Origin of the sequence: Streptomyces spinosus, from assembly GCF_020400655.1 — a bacterium.
Lineage (GTDB): Bacteria > Actinomycetota > Actinomycetes > Streptomycetales > Streptomycetaceae > Streptomyces > Streptomyces argyrophylli.
Genome location: NZ_JAINRC010000017.1, coordinates 107,243 through 127,192, shown reverse-complemented (window position 1 = coordinate 127,192; position 19,950 = coordinate 107,243). Strand labels below are relative to the sequence as shown.

The 19,950-nt window shown below is 72.4% G+C and carries 21 protein-coding genes; 9 read left to right on the top strand and 12 right to left on the bottom strand.

Annotation, left to right across the window (positions count from 1 at the left end; all coding sequences use genetic code 11):
• Window positions 1–69: 69 nt before the first annotated feature.
• Complete coding sequence (locus tag LG395_RS30165; protein WP_171153366.1) at window positions 70–471, bottom strand: hypothetical protein; 402 nt, start codon at window positions 469–471, stop codon at window positions 70–72.
• A 127-nt stretch (window positions 472–598) separates the two neighbouring features.
• On the opposite strand from LG395_RS30165, the gene LG395_RS30160 reads away from it, so the two are divergent.
• Window positions 599–1,234, top strand: a complete 636-nt coding sequence (locus LG395_RS30160) for a uridine kinase family protein (protein ID WP_225811859.1) — start codon at window positions 599–601, stop codon at window positions 1,232–1,234.
• Between the two features lie 151 nt (window positions 1,235–1,385).
• Here LG395_RS30160 and LG395_RS30155 read toward each other — a convergent pair whose 3' ends face one another.
• Window positions 1,386–2,156, bottom strand: a complete 771-nt coding sequence (locus LG395_RS30155) for a SigE family RNA polymerase sigma factor (protein WP_171153367.1) — start codon at window positions 2,154–2,156, stop codon at window positions 1,386–1,388.
• 241 nt (window positions 2,157–2,397) lie between these two features.
• Here LG395_RS30155 and afsQ1 point away from each other — a divergent pair, with 241 nt between their 5' ends.
• The 5 genes from afsQ1 to LG395_RS30130 all read left to right on the top strand — a co-directional run bounded on the left by afsQ1 (window position 2,398) and on the right by LG395_RS30130 (window position 6,921).
• On the top strand, window positions 2,398–3,075 hold the full coding sequence (gene afsQ1, locus LG395_RS30150; RefSeq protein ID WP_106980762.1) for a two-component system response regulator AfsQ1: 678 nt from the start codon (window positions 2,398–2,400) through the stop codon (window positions 3,073–3,075).
• Window positions 3,072–4,661 carry an ATP-binding protein gene (locus LG395_RS30145; protein WP_225811858.1) on the top strand — a complete coding sequence of 530 codons (1,590 nt, stop codon included), beginning with the start codon at window positions 3,072–3,074 and terminating at the stop codon, window positions 4,659–4,661. Before afsQ1 ends, LG395_RS30145 begins: the two co-directional genes overlap by 4 nt.
• Window positions 4,658–5,260 carry a hypothetical protein gene (locus tag LG395_RS30140; RefSeq protein WP_171153371.1) on the top strand — a complete coding sequence of 201 codons (603 nt, stop codon included), beginning with the start codon at window positions 4,658–4,660 and terminating at the stop codon, window positions 5,258–5,260. The genes LG395_RS30145 and LG395_RS30140 overlap by 4 nt, the downstream gene beginning before the upstream one ends.
• 787 nt (window positions 5,261–6,047) lie before the next feature.
• Window positions 6,048–6,611: a VanZ family protein gene (locus LG395_RS30135; RefSeq protein WP_225811857.1), complete on the top strand. Its 564-nt coding sequence runs from the start codon at window positions 6,048–6,050 to the stop codon at window positions 6,609–6,611.
• Window positions 6,612–6,720: 109 nt separating this feature from the next.
• The gene (locus LG395_RS30130) at window positions 6,721–6,921 is read left to right on the top strand and encodes a PspC domain-containing protein (protein WP_014674578.1); all 201 of its coding nucleotides are present in this window, start codon (window positions 6,721–6,723) and stop codon (window positions 6,919–6,921) included.
• Window positions 6,922–7,015: 94 nt separating this feature from the next.
• Here LG395_RS30130 and LG395_RS30125 read toward each other — a convergent pair whose 3' ends face one another.
• Together LG395_RS30125 and LG395_RS30120 are read right to left on the bottom strand one after the other, a co-directional pair.
• The gene (locus tag LG395_RS30125) at window positions 7,016–7,399 is read right to left on the bottom strand and encodes an ATP-binding protein (protein ID WP_171153375.1); all 384 of its coding nucleotides are present in this window, start codon (window positions 7,397–7,399) and stop codon (window positions 7,016–7,018) included.
• 151 nt (window positions 7,400–7,550) lie between these two features.
• Window positions 7,551–8,714, bottom strand: a complete 1,164-nt coding sequence (locus tag LG395_RS30120) for an adenosine deaminase (RefSeq protein WP_225811856.1) — start codon at window positions 8,712–8,714, stop codon at window positions 7,551–7,553.
• 135 nt (window positions 8,715–8,849) lie between these two features.
• On the opposite strand from LG395_RS30120, the gene LG395_RS30115 reads away from it, so the two are divergent.
• Complete coding sequence (locus LG395_RS30115; protein ID WP_171153379.1) at window positions 8,850–9,608, top strand: dienelactone hydrolase family protein; 759 nt, start codon at window positions 8,850–8,852, stop codon at window positions 9,606–9,608.
• A 13-nt stretch (window positions 9,609–9,621) separates the two neighbouring features.
• Here the strand turns inward: LG395_RS30115 and LG395_RS30110 are convergent, their stop codons facing one another.
• Window positions 9,622–10,575 carry a LysR family transcriptional regulator gene (locus LG395_RS30110; protein WP_225811855.1) on the bottom strand — a complete coding sequence of 318 codons (954 nt, stop codon included), beginning with the start codon at window positions 10,573–10,575 and terminating at the stop codon, window positions 9,622–9,624.
• 62 nt (window positions 10,576–10,637) lie between these two features.
• On the opposite strand from LG395_RS30110, the gene LG395_RS30105 reads away from it, so the two are divergent.
• Entirely contained in the window at window positions 10,638–11,927 is a 1,290-nt protein-coding gene (locus LG395_RS30105) for an MFS transporter (protein ID WP_225811854.1), read from the top strand.
• 149 nt (window positions 11,928–12,076) lie between these two features.
• Window positions 12,077–13,090, top strand: coding sequence for a sigma-70 family RNA polymerase sigma factor (locus LG395_RS30100; RefSeq protein ID WP_225811853.1), 1,014 nt, complete (start codon window positions 12,077–12,079; stop codon window positions 13,088–13,090).
• On the opposite strand, the gene LG395_RS30095 is transcribed toward LG395_RS30100, so the two are convergent.
• From LG395_RS30095 to LG395_RS30065, 7 genes are all read right to left on the bottom strand, one after another.
• Window positions 12,974–13,360, bottom strand: a complete 387-nt coding sequence (locus LG395_RS30095; protein ID WP_225811852.1) for an STAS domain-containing protein — start codon at window positions 13,358–13,360, stop codon at window positions 12,974–12,976. The two genes, LG395_RS30100 and LG395_RS30095, sit on opposite strands and share 117 nt — an antisense overlap.
• A gap of 58 nt (window positions 13,361–13,418) precedes the next feature.
• A complete protein-coding gene (locus tag LG395_RS30090; RefSeq protein WP_225811851.1) occupies window positions 13,419–14,003 on the bottom strand; it encodes a Uma2 family endonuclease in 585 nt (194 codons plus the stop codon).
• Between the two features lie 95 nt (window positions 14,004–14,098).
• Window positions 14,099–15,376 carry a thymidine phosphorylase gene (locus tag LG395_RS30085; RefSeq protein ID WP_225811909.1) on the bottom strand — a complete coding sequence of 426 codons (1,278 nt, stop codon included), beginning with the start codon at window positions 15,374–15,376 and terminating at the stop codon, window positions 14,099–14,101.
• 80 nt (window positions 15,377–15,456) lie between these two features.
• The gene (locus LG395_RS30080) at window positions 15,457–15,861 is read right to left on the bottom strand and encodes a cytidine deaminase (protein WP_171153388.1); all 405 of its coding nucleotides are present in this window, start codon (window positions 15,859–15,861) and stop codon (window positions 15,457–15,459) included.
• Window positions 15,858–17,144 (bottom strand): ABC transporter permease, encoded by a 1,287-nt coding sequence (locus tag LG395_RS30075; RefSeq protein ID WP_225811850.1) that lies wholly within the window; start codon window positions 17,142–17,144, stop codon window positions 15,858–15,860. Before LG395_RS30075 ends, LG395_RS30080 begins: the two co-directional genes overlap by 4 nt.
• A complete protein-coding gene (locus LG395_RS30070; protein ID WP_171153391.1) occupies window positions 17,144–18,271 on the bottom strand; it encodes an ABC transporter permease in 1,128 nt (375 codons plus the stop codon). Before LG395_RS30070 ends, LG395_RS30075 begins: the two co-directional genes overlap by 1 nt.
• The gene (locus LG395_RS30065; RefSeq protein WP_263983233.1) at window positions 18,268–19,794 is read right to left on the bottom strand and encodes an ABC transporter ATP-binding protein; all 1,527 of its coding nucleotides are present in this window, start codon (window positions 19,792–19,794) and stop codon (window positions 18,268–18,270) included. Before LG395_RS30065 ends, LG395_RS30070 begins: the two co-directional genes overlap by 4 nt.
• Between the last annotated feature and the right edge of the window lie 156 nt (window positions 19,795–19,950).

The window sequence follows — 19,950 nt, the reverse complement described above, 5'->3', positions numbered from 1 at the left end:
TCGTTGCGGCCGGCCGCGCCCGCACGGCTAAGCCGCGCCCCGGCCCCGCCCCGCGCCTCCTCGGCGCCCTCAGCGACCCAGGGCGCCGAGGGCCTGGCCCACCCCCGGGACGCTGCCGAGTGACCGCGCCTGGGCCAGCGGGCGCGTCACCGTCTGGGAGCCGACCGGCTTGAAGTCGGCCACCTGGGTGCCCACACCGTTGTCGAGCGGGTCCACGCCCGTGCCCGCGAGCGGGTTGGGCTTGAGACCCGCGACCGGGCCGGTCACGTACCCCACCGTGCCGGTCAGGGAGCGGGCGCCCGCCTGGGGGTCGACGTTGCCGAGGTCCAGGGGGCGGTGGCCGAGGCCCACGCCGGGGACCGTGCCGGCGGACGCCGTCGCCGCCCCCGCGCCCAAGACCGCTCCGGCGGTCGCGAGGACGATCAGGGCGCGCTGCGCGGTGGAGTGCCGGGGGGAAGTGTGTCGGGCCATCACTGGTGCCACCTTCTGGTGCGCAGGGTAAGGGTGTCGACACGTAGGGTAGTTGAGGTGAGACTCACGCTCAAAAGCCGACCCGCGGGGTCGGCAGGGCGCTCCCCATGCGTCAAACTGGTGTTCCGTGAGCATTCATCCCCCGTCTCCCGCCCGTGTCGTGCTGCTGTGCGGCCCCTCGGGCTCGGGCAAGTCACTCGTCGCCGCCCGCTCCGGGCTCCCCGTGCTGCGCCTGGACGACTTCTACAAGGAGGGTGACGATCCGACTCTGCCTCTGGTGGAGGGGAGTTCGGACATCGACTGGGACCACCCGGAGTCATGGGACGCGGACGTCGCGGTCGAGGCCATCGCCCGGCTGTGCGCCACGGGATCGACGCCCGTGCCGGTGTACGACCTCTCGTTGAGCGCCCGCACGGGCGAGGAGACGCTGCACATCGGCCGTACCCCGCTGTTCATAGCGGAGGGCGTCTTCGCCGCGGAGATCGTCGAGCGCTGCCGGGAACTGGGCCTGCTCGCGGACGCGCTGTGCCTGTCCCGTGGTCCGGTCACCACCTTCCGGCGGCGCTTCCTGCGCGATCTGCGCGAGGGCCGCAAGTCGGTGCCGTTCCTGCTGCGCCGCGGGTGGCGGCTGATGCGCACGGAGCGGTCGATCGTCGCCCGCCAGGTCTCGCTCGGCGCGCACCCCTGCGACCGGGACGAGGCGCTGGGCCGGCTCGCGGCAGCCGCAGCCGGTCGGCAGGTACGGCAGCGGACGGCGGCCTGAGCCCCGTACCACCCCCTGCGCACGCAAGAGCGGGGCCGGCAGGCCACCGGCCCACCAGCCCCGTTCCCTTGCTCCCCCGTTTCCCCCGTGGGCCCACCCCCCAGTGGTCCCCGGCCCTTCCCCCCCGTTTCCCCCGTCGTCCCCCCGGACCTCAGGCGACCAGTTCGCCGAAGGCGTCCTCCTCGTCACGGCCGAAGCTGAGGACCTCGTCCTCGCGCAGCCGGCGCAGCGAGCGCCAGATGCTGGACTTCACCGTGCCGACACTGATGCCGAGGATCTCCGCGATCTCCGGGTCCGTGCGGCCCTCGTAGTAGCGCAGGACCAGCATGGTGCGCTGGAGTTCGGGCAGCCGGGCCAGCGCCTGCCACAGAACCGCGCGCAGTTCGGTGCCGCGCATCGCGTCCGTGTCGGAGGGCGTCTCCGGCAGTTCCTCGGTCGGGTACTCGTTGAGCTTGCGGCGCCGCCAGGCGCTGATGTGCAGATTGGTCATGGTGCGGCGCAGGTATCCGCCGACCGCGGCCTTGTCGCTGATCCGGTCCCAGGCCCGGTACGTCGAGAACAGCGCGCTCTGCAGCAGGTCCTCGGCCTCGAAGCGGTCACCGGTCAGGTGGTAGGCGGTGGCGTACAGGGAGGCGCGGCGCTCCTGGACGTAGGCGGTGAACTCCGCCTCCGTCAGCGAACGGCGCTCCCCCGGTTCCTCCCTGTACGCGGCTCCCCCGTGAGCTTCCCCCCGTGTGTCAACCACCGCCATGTACGCGGTGTGCTGACGCCCGGTGCCACGAGCGCACCCCCGTGCTCCCCCGCGCTCGAAGGCGCTCGCGCGGGAGGCGCCCCCCTCGGCACCGGACTTCTCCGGTCCCCGGTGCACGTCGTGCAGACGCGTGACCACTGCGCTGGTGCTGATGCTGTGCAGCGTGTTCATCTCGCGCTCCCCGTCGTGGACTTCCGGTGACTCCGTCTTGCCCGGGCCGGTTCCGGCCGGCGGCCTTGCCCGTGCCCAAAAGACTGCCGGGGTGACTTCATGGCCGTGTCTGCCGACTGTCACAGACCTGTCACAGGGGTCGCGCCCAGGCGCGTCACACACCGCGCACAGGCGGTGGCGCTACGGATGACCTGGCCCCGGACGGTCGTACGTCGACCCCTCCATGGGCCAGAATGAGCCCGTGCCTTCCCTGTTGCTGATCGAGGACGACGACGCCATCCGTACGGCCCTGGAGCTCTCCCTGACGCGCCAGGGACACCGGGTGGCCACCGCTGCCAGCGGCGAGGACGGTCTGAAGCTGCTGCGCGAGCAGCGGCCGGACCTCATCGTGCTGGACGTGATGCTGCCCGGCATCGACGGGTTCGAGGTGTGCCGGCGCATCCGGCGCACGGACCAGCTGCCGATCATCCTGCTGACCGCGCGCAGCGACGACATCGACGTCGTGGTCGGTCTGGAGTCCGGCGCCGACGACTATGTCGTCAAGCCGGTGCAGGGCCGGGTGCTGGACGCCCGGATCCGGGCCGTGCTGCGGCGCGGGGAGCGCGAGTCCAGCGACTCGGCGACCTTCGGCAACCTGGTCATCGACCGGTCGGCCATGACCGTCACCAAGAACGGCGAGGACCTCCAGCTCACCCCGACCGAGCTGCGGCTGCTGCTGGAGCTGAGCCGGCGGCCCGGTCAGGCGCTGTCCCGGCAGCAGCTGCTGCGGCTGGTGTGGGAGCACGACTACCTCGGTGACTCGCGCCTGGTCGACGCGTGCGTGCAGCGGCTGCGCGCGAAGGTGGAGGACGTGCCGTCGTCGCCGACGCTCATCCGTACCGTCCGTGGTGTCGGCTACCGCCTGGACGCCCCTCAGTGACCGGTACGCGAGGGGGGCTGCGCGGCTGGGCCGCGGGGCGCAGGGGAAGTCTGTCGCGGCTCAGGTTCACCAGCCTCAGGCTGCGCCTGGTCCTCGTCTTCGGGCTGGTGGCCCTCACGGCCGCCGTGTCGGCGTCCGGGATCGCCTACTGGCTCAACCGGGAGGCCGTGCTCACCCGCGCCCAGGACGCCGTGCTGCGCGACTTCCGGCAGGAGATGCAGAACCGCGCGGGCGCGCTGCCGGAACACCCGACCCAGGACCAGGTGCAGCGCGCGGCCGGCCAGATGGCCGCCAGCAGCCAGCACTTCAGCGTGCTCCTGGTCGCCCAGGACGCCGACGGCAAGACCGTGTACGGCAACTCGGGCGGCATCAACGGCTTCTCGCTGGAGGACGTGCCCCGCTCGCTGCGGGACGCCGTGACCAAGCGGCAGACCGTGACGGACTCCAACAAGCAGCCGTACCACCTGTACTGGCAGCGGGTCGTGGACCACGGCACGCCCTACCTGGTGGCCGGTACGCGCGTCATCGGCGGCGGCCCGACCGGCTACATGGCGAAGTCCCTGGAGCCGGAGGCGAAGGACCTCAACTCGCTGGCCTGGTCGCTGGGCATCGCCACCGGGCTCGCGCTGATCGGTGCCGCCCTGCTCGCGCAGGCCGCCGCCACGACCGTGCTGAAGCCCGTGCACCGGCTGGGCGTGGCCGCGCGACGGCTCGGCGAGGGCCGGCTGGACACCCGGCTGCGGGTCTCCGGCACCGACGAACTCGCCGACCTGTCCCGGACGTTCAACAACGCGGCCGAGGCGCTGGAGCAGCGGGTCGCGGAGATGGCCGCGCGGGACGAGGCCTCCCGCCGCTTCGTGGCCGACATGAGCCATGAGCTGCGGACGCCGCTCACCGCCATCACCGCCGTCACGGAGGTGCTGGAGGAGGAGCTGGAGGCGGAGACCGGCAGCATGGACCCGATGATCGAGCCCGCCGTCCGGCTGGTGGTCAGCGAGACCCGGCGGCTGAACGACCTCGTCGAGAACCTGATGGAGGTCACCCGCTTCGACGCCGGCACCGCCCGGCTGGTCCTGGACGACGTCGACGTCGCCGACCAGATCACCGCGTGCATCGACGCCCGTGCCTGGCTGGACGCCGTCGAGCTGGACGCCGAGCGCGGCATCCACGCCCGGCTGGACCCGCGCCGCCTGGACGTCATCCTCGCCAACCTGATCGGCAACGCGCTCAAGCACGGCGGGTCGCCGGTGCGGGTGTCGGTCCGGGCGGAGGACGACTCCGTCGAGATCCGGGTACGCGACCACGGGCCCGGCATCCCGGAGGACGTCCTCCCGCACGTCTTCGACCGCTTCTACAAGGCGAGCGCCTCCCGGCCGCGCTCCGAGGGCAGCGGGCTCGGCCTGTCCATCGCCCTGGAGAACGCCCACATCCACGGCGGCGAGATCACCGCGGCCAACTCGCCCGACGGCGGCGCGGTGTTCACCCTCCGCCTGCCGCGGGACGCCTCCGCGCTGACCGAGGAGGACGGCGGGGACACCAAGACCGGCGAGACCGGCCACGACAGCGCGGGGAAGGAGGGGTCATGACCGTACGACGCCTGCTGGCGCTGCCCCTCCTGGGCGTGCTGCTCACCGGCTGCGGCATCCGGGCCACGGAGGTGCCGACCGACTTCGGGCCGGCGCCGTCCCGGGTGCCGTGCTCGCTGGCCGGGCCCGACGCGTCCGCGCAGTCCGCGCGCGGGGTGCCGGTACAGGTGTTCCTGCTGTGCGGGGCGTCCCTCGTGGCCGTCGACCGGACCGTACGGGTCCCGGAGGGCACCCCGGACGCCCGGCGCCGGGTGATCGTGGCTCAGGGGCTGCTGGACCAGCTGGCCACGTCACCGTCCGCCGCGGAGCGCTCCGCGGGATACACGACGTACGTGCCGGGTGGTCTCCGGGTGACCGGACCCGGCCCGAAGGACCCCGAGGACACGCTCCGGCTCGGCACGGCGCCGTCGCGGCTCACCTCCTACGCCCTGGCGCAGCTGGTGTGCACCCTGTCCGACTCGGCGGCGACGGAGGACGACGGCTCGGTCATCCTGGCCGGCCCCGCCCCCGACCTGCCTCGCCGCTACGCCTGCACGGACGAGGTCCGCGACCACCCGGGCACCACGCAGCCGCCGTCGAGCGGGGTCCCGAACGCGTAGCGCTGCGCTTGGCTTGTGCGGGGGCGTGGTTGCCGTTCACTTTCGGCGGGGGCCGGCGTGATGGCTGCGCCCGACGGGGGGTGGCGTCGCGGATGGCTTGGCGGGGCCGGCGGGACGGCTGCGCCCGACCGGGGTGGCGTCGCGGGTGCCTTGGCAGGGCCGGCGGGACGGCTGTGCCCGACCGGGTGGCGTCGCGGGGGCCGCCGTGGGACTTCGGCTGTCGCCCGGCTGCGGGTCCGTGGTGGGGCGCTCGCGCAGTTCCCCGCGCCCCTTTTCGGGGCGCTTCCGGCAGCGGGGTGCCATACGCACCGCCGGCGCGGGCGAGCGGACCGACGGCGACGGAGGGCGACGGCTCGGTCGTCTGCGGTTGCCCCGGCCAAGGCCGCCATAGGGCTTCGGCCGTCGCCCCGCTGCGGGTCCGTGGCGGGCGCTCGCGCAGTTCCCCGCGCCCCTTCGGGGCGCTCCCGGCAGCGGGGTGCCATACGCACCGCCGGCGCGGGCGAGCGGACCGACAGCGACGGAGGACGACGGCTCGGTCGTCTGCGGTCGCCCCGGCCAAGGCCGCCATAAGGCTCCGGCCGTCGCCCCGCTGCGGGTCCGTGGCGGGCGCTCGCGCAGTTCCCCGCGCCCCTTCGGGGCGCTCCCGCCGGCGCCGGCCCGCGGAGCGCCCCGCACGTAGCGGTACCGGGCGAGTGAGCCGGTCCCGCCGCCCGGCCACCGCGCGCCGCACGAGCCGGAACGTTTCCACGGCGGAACCGATCGGGCCCGCCGCCGCGTCTACGGGGTCGTGCAGCGTCAAGGCTCCATCGGCGGCAGCGCCGCGATCCGCATCCGTGTGACGGGAGGTGTCCTCCTCGTCGCACATCTCGCCCTCGTCGCCTGGCTGATGCTGCGCCCCCTGGACGTCCCCTGGGTGATGCCCCCGAACCTGCGCCCGCTGGCCGGTATCCGGGCCGACCTGGCGCTGGGCTGGCCCCAGGCGGTCAGACCCCTCGGCGAGGGACTGGCGCTGCTCGCCCCGCTGGGCGTCCTGCTCCCGATGGCGCACGGCAGGCTCACCGTCTCCCCGGTCGCGTCCCTGATCCGCACGGCGGCGGCCGGCGCCCTCCTGTCCCTCGGCATCGCCCTGTTGCAGACCGGTGTGCCGGGCAGGGTCGTGGACGTCGACTCGGTGCTGCTGAACACGACGGGAGTCGTCCTGGCCCACCTGGCCGTCGTACCGGCGGCCCGCGCCCGGCTGCGACGCCTGGACACAGCGGAACACGGCGCGCCGGAGCCCGTGGTCTCCGTCCAGGAGGAGCTGTCTCAGGGCCGTACCCCGACGATTCCCAGGGTCGGTATCGCCCCTTAGAGTGATGCTTCGTCCCCTTCGTCTCCGTACCGTTGAAGGCAGTTGAGGGGCCCCGGACCCGGGGACCCGCCACCGGCTCGTGAGAGCCGACGACCACGGAGGAGCCGACATGACCGCCCTTTCCCGCCCCACCCACGGCCGCGTGATCGGCGGAGTCTGCGCCGGACTGGCCCGGCGCTTCGGCACCTCGGCCACGACGATGCGGGTGATCTTCCTGGTGTCCTGCCTGCTGCCGGGCCCGCAGTTCCTGCTCTACATAGCGCTGTGGCTGCTGCTCCCGTCCGAGGACAAGGCCCGCACCGCCTGGTGAGCCGGCACGCCCGCGCGGACACGGGCGCGGGCATGCCACAGGGGCGCGTCCGGACCTACCGGAGCGCCCCGCGCGCGTCGGACGGAAGCCGGGCTCAGCCGACCGGGATGCCGTTGATCGGCACGCCGTGCGTGGGCAGACCCTGCACCGGGAGCCCGCCGAGCAGACCGGGGACCGGCTTGGCCGGCCTCTCGGCGAGGACGTTACCGACGACAGGCTGCGCGGTGGCCGCGCCCTTGCCGACGACCGGCAGAGCAGCGGCGACACCCCTCTTGGCCACGGGCTTCACCGTCTTCACGGCACCGCTGTCCGGCAGCGCCTCGACGACCTGCTCGGGCGGCAGCGTCTTGGTGACGGTGTTCAGTGCCTGGCCGGCGTCGGGGCTGACCGGGGCCGCGTCGGCCACGCCCGCACCGGCGGCGGCGAAAGCGGCACCGAGGGCGGCGACACCGAGGGTCTTGGCAGCAGACTGCTTCATGGTGAATGCGTCCTTGCATGCGGAGACGGGAGATCAGGAACGATCTGAGCGGTCCACGACCGTAAACATCCCCGGCCGTCCGCCGCAAACACCGAAATGCGGACGCCCTGTGAAAGCGCGCCCGCATTCCGGTCCGGCAAACACCCGTCCGCTAGGCCCCGGAACCGCCAGAACCGCTGGTGGAGGCAGTCTGCCGGAACAGCCATTCGGATTTCAGCTCGGCGTATCCGGGCTTGATGACGTCATTGATCATCGCGAGTCGTTCATCGAAAGGAATGAACGCTGATTTCATCGCATTGACAGAGAACCACTGGATGTCGTCGAGCGTGTAACCGAACGCCTCGACGAGGTGCTCGAACTCCCGGCTCATCGTGGTGTGCGACATCAGCCGGTTGTCGGTGTTCACGGTGGCCCGGAAGTGGAGCCGGCGCAGCAGCCCGATGGGGTGCTCGGCGTAGGAGGGGGCGGCCCCGGTCTGGAGGTTGGAGCTGGGGCACAGTTCCAGCGGGATCCGCTTGTCGCGCACGTAGGAGGCGAGCCGGCCCAGCCTCACCGAGCCGTCCTCGCGGACCTCGATGTCGTCGATGATCCGCACCCCGTGGCCGAGCCGGTCGGCTCCGCACCACTGGAGCGCCTGCCAGATGGACGGCAGCCCGAAGGCCTCGCCGGCGTGGATGGTGAAATGATTGTTCTCGCGCTTGAGGTACTCGAAGGCGTCCAGGTGCCGGGTGGGCGGGTAGCCGGCCTCGGCGCCGGCGATGTCGAAGCCGACCACGCCCGAGTCCCGGTAGCGGTTGGCGAGTTCGGCGATCTCCAGGGAGCGGGCGGCGTGCCGCATGGCCGTCAGCAGGGCGCCGACCCGGATGCGGTGGCCGTTCTCGCGGGCGAGCCGCTCCCCCTGCCGGAACCCCTCGTTGACGGCTTCGACGACCTCCTCCAGGGACAGCCCGCGGTCCAGGTGCTGCTCGGGCGCGTAGCGCACCTCGGCGTAGACGACCCCGTCCTCGGCGAGGTCCTCGGCGCACTCGCGGGCGACCCGGATCAGGGCCTCCTTGGTCTGGAGCACGCCGACGGTGTGCCGGAAGGTCTCCAGATACCGTTCCAGCGAACCGGAGTCGGCGGCCTCCTGGAACCAGATGCCGAGCTTGTCCGGGTCGGTCTCGGGCAGGTCGGCGTACCCGGTCTCCCGGGCGAGGTCCACGACGGTGCCCGGGCGGAGCCCGCCGTCGAGATGATCGTGCAGCAGTACCTTGGGCGCCCGGCGGATCTGGTCCGCGGTGGGGGCGTTCCCGGTGGGTGCGGTCTGGCTCGTCATTTCCGCACTCTAACTCCTACGCGCGTAGAGCGCCCGGTGCGCGCGGCAACGGTTTCCCGGCGCTTTTCCGTCGATACCCAACGGTGACCGGGCGTACGGGTTCAGTACACCGCGCCGTTCTGACACTGTTCTGCCATGGGACAAGCGACGCCGGTCCGAACGGCCGGGCTGGGCAAGGCAGTCGGCGCGGAGCCGACGTCGGTGAGCGGAGCGGTGCTGCTGCTCCCCGGCGGGGAGGAGGTCTCCGTCCGCCGGCCCTCCCCCCTCCGGGCGTTGACCCTCGTCCGCTCCCTGGGCCGCGCGCTCGCCCGCGCGGGCCGGGACGAGGGGCTGGCCGTGCATCCGGTGCAGTACCGCTACCGCGGCTGGAACGGCAGCGAGGCCCATCTGGCGGCCGATGCCGGGTGGGCCGCCGACGAGGTCGTACGGCGGTACGGGGATGTTCCCGTGTGTCTGGTGGGCGTGGACATGGGCGGACGCGCGGCGCTGCGGGCCGGCGGGCACGAGGCGGTCAACTCCGTGGTGGCGCTGGCCCCCTGGATGCCGGAGGAGGACGTCGCCGCGCCGCCCGAGCCGGTGAAGCAGCTGGTCGGCCGGCGGGTGCTGATCGCCCACGGCACGAACGACGACCGGACCGACCCGGAGCTGTCGTTCCGGTTCGCGGCGCGGGCGAAGAAGGCGAACCGTGAGGTGTGCCGGTTCGAGGTGCACTCCGACGGACACGGGCTGCATGGGTACCGGGACGAAGTGCTGTGTCTGACCGTGGATTTCGTGATGGGCGCGTTGTTCGGGCACGCCGTGTCCCGCCCCGTGGAGGACGCGTTGGCCGCGCCCCCGCCGATCGGCCTGCGGATGCCCCTGGCCGCGGGGTTCGGCAAGTCGTGGAAACGGTAGGACGGGGCGGCCCTCAGCCGGGCAGCAGGTTGCCCCTCCGGGAGAGCAGGAACTTCTTGAAGGCCGCCACCGGTGGGGTGTCGGGGCGACCGGCCGGCCAGGCGACGCCGATTTCGCGGACCGCCCTCGGGGCCGTGACCGTCAGTTCCGCCACGCCCGGGCGCGGGACGGTCGGGGGCGGCAGGAGGGCGACCCCGAGGCCCGCCGCGACCAGGCCGCGCAGCGTCTCCGCCTCCTCGCCCTCGAAGGCGATGCGGGGCTTGAAACCGGCCTCGCGGCACAGGTCGTCCGTGATGCGGCGCAGGCCGTAGCCCGGTTCCAGGGTCACGAAGGTCTCCTCGGCCGCTTCCGCCAGGCGGATGCGGCGCCGGGCCGCCAGGCGGTGGTCCGCGGGGACGACCAGACGCAGTTTCTGCTCGTCCAGGCGCCGGGCGACCAGATCGGGCGCGTCGGGGACGGGTGAGGTGAGGCAGAGGTCGAGTTCACCGGCGCGCAGCCCCTCCAGCATGGCCTCGCCGTAGTTCTGCACGAGGCTGAAGCGCACGCGCGGGTGGTCGGCGCGGAAGGCGTGCAGCAGGCCGGGTACGGTCTCGGCGCCCATGGTGTGCAGGAAGCCGAAGGCGACCTTGCCGGTGGCGGGATCGGCGTCCGCGCGGACCTCCTCGGCGGCGCGCTCGATCTCGGCGAGGGCTCGTTCGACGGAGGCGAGGAAGGCGCGCCCCGCGGTGGTCAGGGAGACGGTACGGCCGTGCCGGGCGAACAGGTCGACGCCGAGGTCCCGCTCCAGGCGGACCATCGCCCGGGACAGGGTGGACTGGGGTACGTCCAGCTCCCGCGCGGCCCGGGTGACGTGCTCGGTGCGGGCCACGCCGGCGAAGTACGCGAGGCGGGGCGCCAGCAACAACGCCATGTCTTCTGCGTCACTGGACGGTGACAGTCGCGCCGGTGAGCTCTGCTGATGCGCCATGGGAACGATTATGGCGATTCCATGCATTGGACGCATGAGTGGGGCCGGTCTACGTTCGAAGCATGTCTCCCGCCAGTACCGGGGCGTCCACCGGCGTGGACGCCGCTGCCTCCCCCCGCGCCCCCGAGTCCGAGCCCGACTCCCGGCTGACGCCGGGCGGCCCCGGCTACCGCCGGATGAGCCTCGCCCTGTTCCTCGCCGGGGTCGCCACCTTCGCCCTCCTCTACTCCACCCAGGCCCTGCTGCCGCTGATCTCCGGGGAGTTCGGGGTCGCGGCGAGCGAGGCGAGCTGGACCGTGGCCGCCGCGACCGGGGGCCTGGCGCTGTTCGTCCTGCCGATGAGCGCGCTGTCGGAGCGGTTCGGACGCCGTACGGTGATGACCGCCTCGCTGGCCGTGGCCGTCACGGTCGGCATGCTGGTGCCCTTCGCGCCGTCGCTCGGCGCGCTGGTGGTGCTGCGGGCGGTGCAGGGCGCGGCGCTGGCCGGACTGCCGGCCTCGGCACAGGCGTACCTGGCGGAGGAAGTGCGGCCCAAGGCACTGGTCACGGCGATCGGGCTGTTCGTGGCGGGCAACAGCGTGGGCGGCATGAGCGGCCGGGTGATCACCGGCTGGGTCGCGCAGGAGTGGGGCTGGCGGGTGTCGGTCGGGGTGATCGGCGCGCTCGCGGTGGCGTGCGCGGTGGCCTTCCGGCTGCTGTTGCCGGCCCCGAGGCACTTCACGGCGGGTTCGCTGCGTCCGCGGGTGCTGCTCGGCACCGTCCGCGACCATCTCTCCGACCCGCTGCTGCGCCGCCTGTACGCGATCGGCGCGCTGTTCATGACCGTGTTCGGCGGTGTGTACACGGTGATCGGCTACCGGCTGACGGCGGCACCGTTCGGTCTGCCGCAGGGCATCGTGGGCTCGATCTTCCTGGTCTACCTGGTGGGTACGGTCTCCGCTTCGGCCGCGGGCCGTCTGGTGGGCCGTCTCGGCCGCCGCGGCGCGCTGTACCTCGCGGGCGGCACGACGGCGGCGGGGCTGCTGCTGTCCCTGACCGCCTCCCTGGTGCTGGTGCTGGCGGGCCTGGTGCTGATCACGGCGGGCTTCTTCGCCGGGCACGCGGTGGCCTCCTCGGCGGTCAGCAAGACGGCCACGCACGGCCGGGCCCAGGCGTCGGCGCTGTACCAGTCCGCGTACTACATCGGCTCCAGCGTCGGCAGCACGGTCGGCGCGCTGGCGTTCCACGCCGACGGGTGGGCGGGCACGGTCGGCGTCGGCCTCCTCGCGGTCCTCGGCGTCGTCACGATCACCGTCCTGGGCTCGCGGGCGGCCCACGTGGCGGCGCGGCGGGAGCCGGTGGGCGCGCACTGACCCGGCGCACGCCGCCCGGCTTCCCCGAGCAACCAATCTGAGCTGGGCCTTTGTCCACTCCGGGGGCCATTGTCAGTCCCCTGCGGTAGCTTCCCAAGTGCTGGGGCGCGAAGGCGCGCTACAGGGACGGCCACAGGGGTGGGTGGACGATGGGCAACAGCACGGCGACGGCGGATCTGGACGTCGCACTGGAGAAGCACCGGACCGAGCTGACCGGATACTGCTACCGGATGCTCGGTTCCTCCTTCGAGGCCGAGGACGCGGTGCAGGACACCCTGGTGCGGGCCTGGCGGAGCTACGACAAGTTCGAGGGCCGTTCCAGCCTGCGCTCGTGGCTGTACCGCATCGCGACGAACGTGTGCCTGGACATGCTGGCGGCGGGCAGCAAGCGGGCCCGGCCGATGGACCTGTCGGAGGCCACTCCGCTCGCGCGGGCGGCGCTCTCCCCGCGCCCGGACAACACCTGGCTGGAGCCGATGCCGGACGCGCGCGTGCTGCCGGTCGTGGAGGACCCGGCGGAGGCCGCGGTCGCCAAGGAGTCGATCCGGCTCGCCTTCATGGCGGCCCTCCAGCAGCTGCCGCCCAAGCAGCGGGCGGTGCTGATCCTGCGTGAGGTGCTGGCCTGGAGGGCGAGTGAGGTGGCCGAGCTGCTGGACACCACGGTCGCCTCGGTGAACAGCGCCTTGCAGCGGGCGCGGGCCACGCTCGCGGAGCGCGGGGACGCGGGTGCCGAGGGGGCGGTGTCCGATCCGCTGGACGAGGAGCAGCGGAAGCTGCTGGAGCGTTACGTCAAGGCGTTCGAGGGCTACGACATGACGGCGCTGACGGCGCTGCTGCACGAGGACGCCGTCATGACGATGCCGCCGTTCGACCTGTGGCTGCGCGGCACCGCGGACATCACCGGTTTCATGACGACCCTGGGCGCCTCCTGCGCCGGTTCCCGGCTGCTGCCGGTCCGGGCCAACGGCCTGCCGGGCTTCGCGCACTACAAGCCGGACCCGGACAACGGCGGGTTCAGTCCGTGGGCGGTGCAGGTGCTGGAGATCTCAGACGGCCGGATCACCGGATTCCACTGCTTCCTCGACACCCAGCGCTGGTTCCCGCTCTTCGGTCTCCCCCTCCACCTGGAAGCGGAGTCCGACGAGACCGAGAAGGGCGTGTAGCGCGGGGTCGGGGTCCCGCAGCCGTATCCGCCCGCCGGCCCGGCGGGCGGTCAGCTCCAGCCGGGCCAGCAGGTCGACGGCCGCCAGTCCCGGCGGCCCGAGCCCGCCCACGTCGCACACGACCACCCCGGTCCCGCGGGCCTCCAGCAGTGCCCGCACATCGGCGCACAGCCCCGGCACGTCGTCCCGACGGACGGGTCCGGGCAGCACCAGCACGGCGGGGGTCTCGGCATCCACGTGCGGTAGACCGCCGGGCCGCGCGGAACTCATCGGGGGCGGTGGCGGGGCCGCGGTGCCGGTCGGGGCGGCGGTGTCGGGGTGACGCCGGTCAGTCGACCGGGAACTCGCCGGTGTCCAGGGTGAGGCCGAACGGCTCCGGCAGCTCGATCAGGTCACCGAACTTGACCGCCTTGAGGACCCGGTAGACGTCGCCCTTCGGCTCGCCGTAGAGCGTCGCGGTGGGGCCTCCGGGGGCCCAGCGGTCGATCAGGAGGTACAGCGGGATACCGGCGGTGGCGTAGGCGGCGGGCTTGCTGACGCGATCGTGGCCGGCGTTGGACTTCGAGGTGACCTCGACGACGAGTTCGGCGAGGGCGGCGGGGATGTGGGAGTCCGACTCGGGATGCTCCGGCACCGGCGCGACCACCAGGTCAGGGATGAGCATGCCCAGCCGTGACGGCACGGCGATGGCCAGTGTCTGGAAGATTTCCCAGTCCTCGGGGATCACGGAGTAGAGGCGACGCTGGATGCGGGCCGCGATCACGTTGTGGCGAAACGCGGGAGCAGGTGACACGGTGATGATCCCCTCGATGATCTCCACCTTGCTGCCCTCGGGCCATTCCATCTCCTCCCAGTACCGGACGAGGTCGTCCCAGTTCTGGTCGGAGTCCTGGCTGACGGTGAGTGCGCTCATGGCGGTCTCCTATCGGTGCGTCACCGATCCCAGCATGCCGAACGGGACCGGCGGCGGTCCACCGGTCCCGTTCACCCGAATGAGGAAAGCCCAGGTCAGGCGATACGTTCCCGCACCACCGGCGTGGCCTGGAAGGCCGTGCCCGGGGCCGCGATGTCGTAGGAGCCCGCCACCGCCTGGAGCGCGTACTCGAAGCGCTCCGGGGTGTCGGTGTGCAGGGTCAGCAGGGGCTGGCCCTCGGTCACCGTGTCGCCCGGCTTGGCGTGCAGCTCGATGCCCGCGCCCGCCTGCACCGGGTCCTCCTTGCGGGCCCGGCCGGCGCCCAGGCGCCAGGCGCCGACGCCGATGTCGTACGCGTCGAGGCGGGTCAGGACGCCGGTGGCCGGGGCCTTGACGACGTGCTGCTCCTTCGCGGTGGGCAGCGGCGCGTCCGGGTCGCCGCCCTGGGCCGCGATCATGCGGCGCCAGACGTCCATCGCCGAGCCGTCCGCGAGGGCCTTCGCGGGGTCGGCGTCCCTGATGCCCGCCGCGTCGAGCATCTCGCGAGCCAGGGCGATGGTCAGTTCCACGACGTCCGCCGGGCCGCCGCCGGCCAGGACCTCCACCGACTCGCGGACCTCAAGGGCGTTGCCCGCGGTCAGGCCGAGCGGGGTGGACATGTCGGTCAGGAGGGCGACCGTCTTCACGCCGTGGTCGGTGCCGAGGCCGACCATCGTGGAGGCCAGCTCGCGGGCGTCCTCGATGGTCTTCATGAAGGCGCCCGTGCCCACCTTCACGTCGAGCACCAGCGAGCCGGTGCCCTCGGCGATCTTCTTCGACATGATCGAGGAGGCGATCAGGGGGATCGCCTCGACCGTGCCGGTGACGTCGCGCAGGGCGTACAGCTTCTTGTCGGCAGGGGCCAGGCCGTCGCCCGCCGCGCAGATCACCGCGCCCGTGGTGTCCAGGACGTTCAGCATCTCCTCGTTGGAGAGCAGCGCGCGCCAGCCGGGGACCGACTCCAGCTTGTCCAGGGTGCCGCCGGTGTGGCCGAGGCCCCGGCCGGAGAGCTGGGGGACGGCCGCGCCGCAGGCGGCGACGAGCGGGGCCAGCGGCAGGGTGATCTTGTCGCCGACGCCGCCCGTGGAGTGCTTGTCGGCCGTCGGGCGGGACAGCGAGGAGAAGTCCATGCGCTCGCCGGAGGCGATCATCGCCGCGGTCCAGCGGGCGATCTCGCGGCGGTTCATGCCGTTGAGCAGGATCGCCATGGCGAGCGCGGACATCTGCTCGTCGGCGACCTCGCCGTGGGTGTACGCGTCGATGACCCAGTCGATCTGCTCGTCGGTCAGCTCACCGCGGTCCCGCTTGGTGCGGATGACGGAGATGGCGTCCATGGCCATGGCGGGTGTGGTTCCTTCCGGGAGGTGCGAAGTGCGCGGCCCCCCTGCGAACGGGGCAGGGGGGCCGTACGGCCTTACTGGTTGAGATGGTCCGGGCCGAAGGCCTGGGGCAGCATCTCGGAGAGCGGCAGGACGCCCGCCGGGGTGTCCAGCAGCAGGCCGGGGCCGCCGAACTCGTAGAGCAGCTGGCGGCAGCGGCCGCACGGGACCAGCAGGGCGCCGGTGCCGTCGACACACGTGAAGTGCGTCAGCCGGCCACCGCCCGTGCGCTGGAGCTGGGAGACCAGGCCGCACTCGGCGCACAGGCCGAGCCCGTAGGAGGCGTTCTCGACGTTGCAGCCGGTGACCGTGCGGCCGTCGTCGACCAGGGCCGCCACGCCGACCGGGTAACCGGAGTAGGGGGCGTAGGCGTGGGTCATGGCCTCGCGCGCCTCGGCGCGCAGGGCCTCCCAGTCGAAGTCGGCGGCTCGTCCGGTCACTTGCCCTGTCCCTTCCGGTAGCGCATGCCGTCCGCCTTCGGCATCCGCAGGCGCTGCGCGGACAGCGACAGCACCAGCAGCGTGACGACGTACGGGGTGGCGCCGACGAAGTCGCTGGGGACCTCGTCGGTGAGCAGGTACCAGACGAGGACCAGCGCGGCCATGACGGCGCTGACCACGCCCTGCACCAGGGCCTTCTTGTACAGCTTCCAGCCGGCCAGCAGCGCGAGCAGCACGACCAGCAGCAGGAGCAGGGCGTGGACGGTCACGCCGCCGTTGCGCAGCTGGAGCGCGTCGGAGTAGCCGAACAGGCCCGCGCCCATGGCGAGGCCGCCGGGGCGCCAGTTGCCGAAGATCATGGCGGCGAGACCGATGTAGCCGCGGCCGCCGGTCTGGCCCTCCAGGTAGGTGTGCGAGGTGACCAGCGCGAGGAAGGCGCCGCCGAGGCCGGCGAGGCCGCCGGAGACGGCCACGGCCGCGTACTTGTACTGGTAGACGTTGACGCCGAGGGACTCGGCGGCGACCGGGTTCTCGCCGCAGGAGCGCAGCCGCAGCCCGAACGGGGTGCGCCACAGCAGCCACCAGCTGCCGACGAACAGCAGCACGGCGATGATCGTCACCACGGACAGGTTGGTGATCAGACCGCCGATGATGCCGGCGAGGTCGGAGACCAGGAACCAGTGGTGCTTCTCGATCGACGCGAGGCCGTCCGACAGGCCGGGGACGGTGACGTCGGGCAGCGTGTCCGCGGGCGGGGACTGCTTGGGGTTGCCGCCCGCCCCGGCGGCCTTGCCGTCGGCGAAGAACAGCTTGGCCAGGTACTGGGTGGCGCCGAGCGCGAGCAGGTTGACGGCGACACCGGAGACGATGTGGTCGACGCCGAAGGTGACGGTGGCGACGGCGTGCACCAGGCCGCCGAGGACGCCGAAGGCGATGCCGCACAGCAGGCCGAGCCAGGGGCTGGACTGCCAGCCGATCCAGCCGGCGCCGAAGGTGCCGAGGATCATCATGCCTTCGAGGCCGATGTTGACCACGCCGGCCCGCTCCGACCACAGGCCGGCGAGTCCGGCGAGGCCGATCGGCACGGCGAGCCCGAGAGCGGCGGCGACCTGGCCCGCGGAGTCGAGCTGGTTGGCGCCGGTGATCACGCGGACGGCGGCGACGAGCAGCAGCGCGCCCGCGACGATCATGAGTATGAGGCCGAGGGAGCGGCCGGAGCGCTGCGGCGCGTCCGCCGCCTTGGGCGCCGCGGGCGGCGGCGCGTCGGTCATCGTGGCAGTCATCACGCCACCTCCTGCTTCTTCGTCGGGGCGGCGGCCTGGGCGGCGAGTTCGGCGCCGACGCGCTGCTGCTGGCGCTTCAGGCCGTAGCGGCGTACGACCTCGTAGGCGATGACGACGCACAGCACGATGACGCCCTGGATGACGCCGAGGATTTCCTTGTCGTAGCCCTGGAACTCCAGGTGGTTGGTGGTGCGCTCCAGGAAGCCCCACAGCAGCGCGCCGAGCGCGATGCCGATCGGGTGGTTGCGGCCGAGCAGGGCGATGGCGATGCCGGTGAAGCCGATGCCGGCCGGGAAGTCGTTGCTGAACTGGTGGCTGTCGTTCAGCAGGGTCGGCATGCCGATCAGACCGGCCACCGCACCCGAGATGATCATGCTGGTGGCGATCATCTTCTTCACGCCGACACCGCTCGCGGCGGCGGCGGTCTCGGACTGGCCGACGGTGCGCAGGTCGAAACCGAACCGGGTGCGGCCGAGCACGAACCAGTACGCCACGCCGACGAGCACGGCGATGACGATGAAGCCCCACAGCTCACCGGCCGGGCCGGTGTCGAAGCTGAAGAAGTACGAGGACGACGGCAGCGGCTTGGTGGAGACGAGGGTGCCGGCCTGGTCCAGCTGGCCGAGCTTGCCGGGCTGGAGCAGGTAGGCGATGACCGCGGTGGCGATGGAGTTCAGCATGATGGTCGCGATGACCTCGCTGACGCCCCGGGTCACCTTGAGGATGCCCGCGATGGCCGCCCACAGGGCGCCGGTCGCCATGGCGCAGAGGATGATCAGCGGGATGGCGAGCCAGCCGGGCACGGTGAGCGCCCCGCCGAGGACGGCGGCGATGAACGCGGCGAGCCGGTACTGGCCGTCGACACCGATGTTGAAGAGGTTCATGCGGAAGCCGATGGCCACCGCGACACCCGCGAGGTAGTACGTCGTCGCCTTGTTCAGGATGTAGACCTGGCTGTCGCTGGCGAAGCCGTAGGTCACCATGTCGCTGAAGGCGTCGCCGGGGTTCTTGCCGGTCGCGAGGATCACCAGGGTGGTGACGACGAGCGCGGCGACGACCGCGAGCAGGGGCGCGGCGATGCCGAGGAGCAGCCGCTCCTTGTCGATCCGTGAGGTCAGCTTGTTCATCGCGCGTCGTCCTCTGTGTGCTCCAGGTGGCCGGTGGCCGCACCCGTCATGGCGGAGCCCAGCTCCTCGGGGGTGATCGTGGCGGGGTCGGCGTCGGCGACCAGACGGCCGCGGTACATCACCCGCAGAGTGTCGGAGAGCCCGATCAGCTCGTCCAGGTCCGCGGAGATCAGCAGCACGGCCAGGCCCTCGCGGCGGGCCTCGCGGATGTAGTCCCAGATGGCCGCCTGCGCGCCGACGTCCACACCGCGGGTGGGGTGGGCGGCGATGAGCAGCTTGGGCTGGTGGCTCATCTCCCGGCCGACGATCAGCTTCTGCTGGTTGCCGCCGGACAGGGAGGCGGCGGTGACGTCGATGCCGGGGGTGCGGACGTCGTAAGCCTCGACGATGCGCTGGGTGTCGGCGCGGGCGGCCTTGAGGTCGAGCAGTCCGCCGCGCGAGTTGGGCTTCTCGGTGACGTGGCCGAGGATGCGGTTCTCCCACAGCGGCGCTTCCAGCAGCAGGCCGTGGCGGTGGCGGTCCTCGGGGATGTAGCCGATGCCGGACTCGCGGCGGTCGCGGGTCGGGGCGTGGGAGATGTCGGTGCCGTCGAGGGTGACGACGCCGGCGTCCGGGCGGCGCATGCCCATGATGGCCTCGACCAGCTCGGACTGGCCGTTGCCCTCCACACCGGCTATGCCGAGGACCTCGCCCTTGTGGATGGTGAAGGAGATCTCGTCGAGGATGATCCGCTCGATGCCGTCGAGGTCGGTCTGCGCCAGGTGCAGGCCGTCCACCGTGAGCATCGGGACGTCGGTGACCGTGGACTCCTGGGTCTCCGGGGTGGGCAGCTCGCTGCCGACCATCAGCTCGGCGAGCTGCTTGGGGGTGGTGCCGCGCGGGTCGACGGTGCCGACGGTGGTGCCGCGCCGGATGACGGTGATCTCGTCGGCGACGGAGAGCACCTCGCCCAGCTTGTGCGAGATGAAGATGACGGTGAGGCCCTCGGCCTTCAGTTCGCGCAGGTTGTCGAAGAGGGCGTCGACCTCCTGCGGCACGAGGACGGCAGTGGGCTCGTCCAGGATGAGGGTCTTGGCGCCGCGGTAGAGGACCTTGAGGATCTCCACGCGCTGGCGGTCGGCGACGCCGAGTTCCTCGACCAGGGCGTCGGGCCGCACGCCCAGGCCGTAGGCGTCGGAGATCTCCTTGATCCGGGCGCGTGCCTTGCCCCCGATGCCGTGCAGCTTCTCCGCGCCGAGGACGACGTTCTCCAGGACGGTGAGGTTGTCGGCGAGCATGAAGTGCTGGTGCACCATGCCGATGCCGCGGGCGATGGCGTCGCCGGGGTCGTGGAAGACGACCTGCTCGCCGCCCACGGTGATGGTGCCCTCGTCCGGCTGCTGCATGCCGTAGAGGATCTTCATGAGGGTGGACTTGCCGGCGCCGTTCTCGCCGCACAGGGCGTGGACGGTGCCCGTGCGGACCGTGATGTCGATGTCGCGGTTGGCGACGACGCCGGGGAAACGCTTGGTGATGCCGCGCAGTTCGACGGCAGCGGGAGGGCTGGACGCGTTGATGGCGCACTCTCCTCGGGGAAAGGGGCTGCGGGGAGGGGGCAGGCGTCGGCGACGCTAGCGCGGCAACTCCGTGCTACACGCGTAGAGTTGACACATTGTTATGGCTCGGCGGGGGCTGTGGAG

Excerpts from the sequence above, each read along its gene's own strand:
- LG395_RS30165 (WP_171153366.1), bottom strand. The coding sequence starts at position 471 with ATGGCCCGACACACTTCCCCCCGGCACTCCACCGCGCAGCGCGCCCTG.
- LG395_RS30155 (WP_171153367.1), bottom strand. The coding sequence starts at position 2,156 with ATGAACACGCTGCACAGCATCAGCACCAGCGCAGTGGTCACGCGTCTG.
- LG395_RS30140 (WP_171153371.1), top strand. The coding sequence starts at position 4,658 with ATGACCGTACGACGCCTGCTGGCGCTGCCCCTCCTGGGCGTGCTGCTC.
- LG395_RS30130 (WP_014674578.1), top strand. The coding sequence starts at position 6,721 with ATGACCGCCCTTTCCCGCCCCACCCACGGCCGCGTGATCGGCGGAGTC.
- LG395_RS30125 (WP_171153375.1), bottom strand. The coding sequence starts at position 7,399 with ATGAAGCAGTCTGCTGCCAAGACCCTCGGTGTCGCCGCCCTCGGTGCC.
- LG395_RS30120 (WP_225811856.1), bottom strand. The coding sequence starts at position 8,714 with ATGACGAGCCAGACCGCACCCACCGGGAACGCCCCCACCGCGGACCAG.
- LG395_RS30115 (WP_171153379.1), top strand. The coding sequence starts at position 8,850 with ATGGGACAAGCGACGCCGGTCCGAACGGCCGGGCTGGGCAAGGCAGTC.
- LG395_RS30110 (WP_225811855.1), bottom strand. The coding sequence starts at position 10,575 with ATGGCGCATCAGCAGAGCTCACCGGCGCGACTGTCACCGTCCAGTGAC.
- LG395_RS30105 (WP_225811854.1), top strand. The coding sequence starts at position 10,638 with ATGTCTCCCGCCAGTACCGGGGCGTCCACCGGCGTGGACGCCGCTGCC.
- LG395_RS30100 (WP_225811853.1), top strand. The coding sequence starts at position 12,077 with ATGGGCAACAGCACGGCGACGGCGGATCTGGACGTCGCACTGGAGAAG.
- LG395_RS30095 (WP_225811852.1), bottom strand. The coding sequence starts at position 13,360 with ATGAGTTCCGCGCGGCCCGGCGGTCTACCGCACGTGGATGCCGAGACC.
- LG395_RS30090 (WP_225811851.1), bottom strand. The coding sequence starts at position 14,003 with ATGAGCGCACTCACCGTCAGCCAGGACTCCGACCAGAACTGGGACGAC.
- LG395_RS30085 (WP_225811909.1), bottom strand. The coding sequence starts at position 15,376 with ATGGACGCCATCTCCGTCATCCGCACCAAGCGGGACCGCGGTGAGCTG.
- LG395_RS30075 (WP_225811850.1), bottom strand. The coding sequence starts at position 17,144 with ATGACTGCCACGATGACCGACGCGCCGCCGCCCGCGGCGCCCAAGGCG.
- LG395_RS30070 (WP_171153391.1), bottom strand. The coding sequence starts at position 18,271 with ATGAACAAGCTGACCTCACGGATCGACAAGGAGCGGCTGCTCCTCGGC.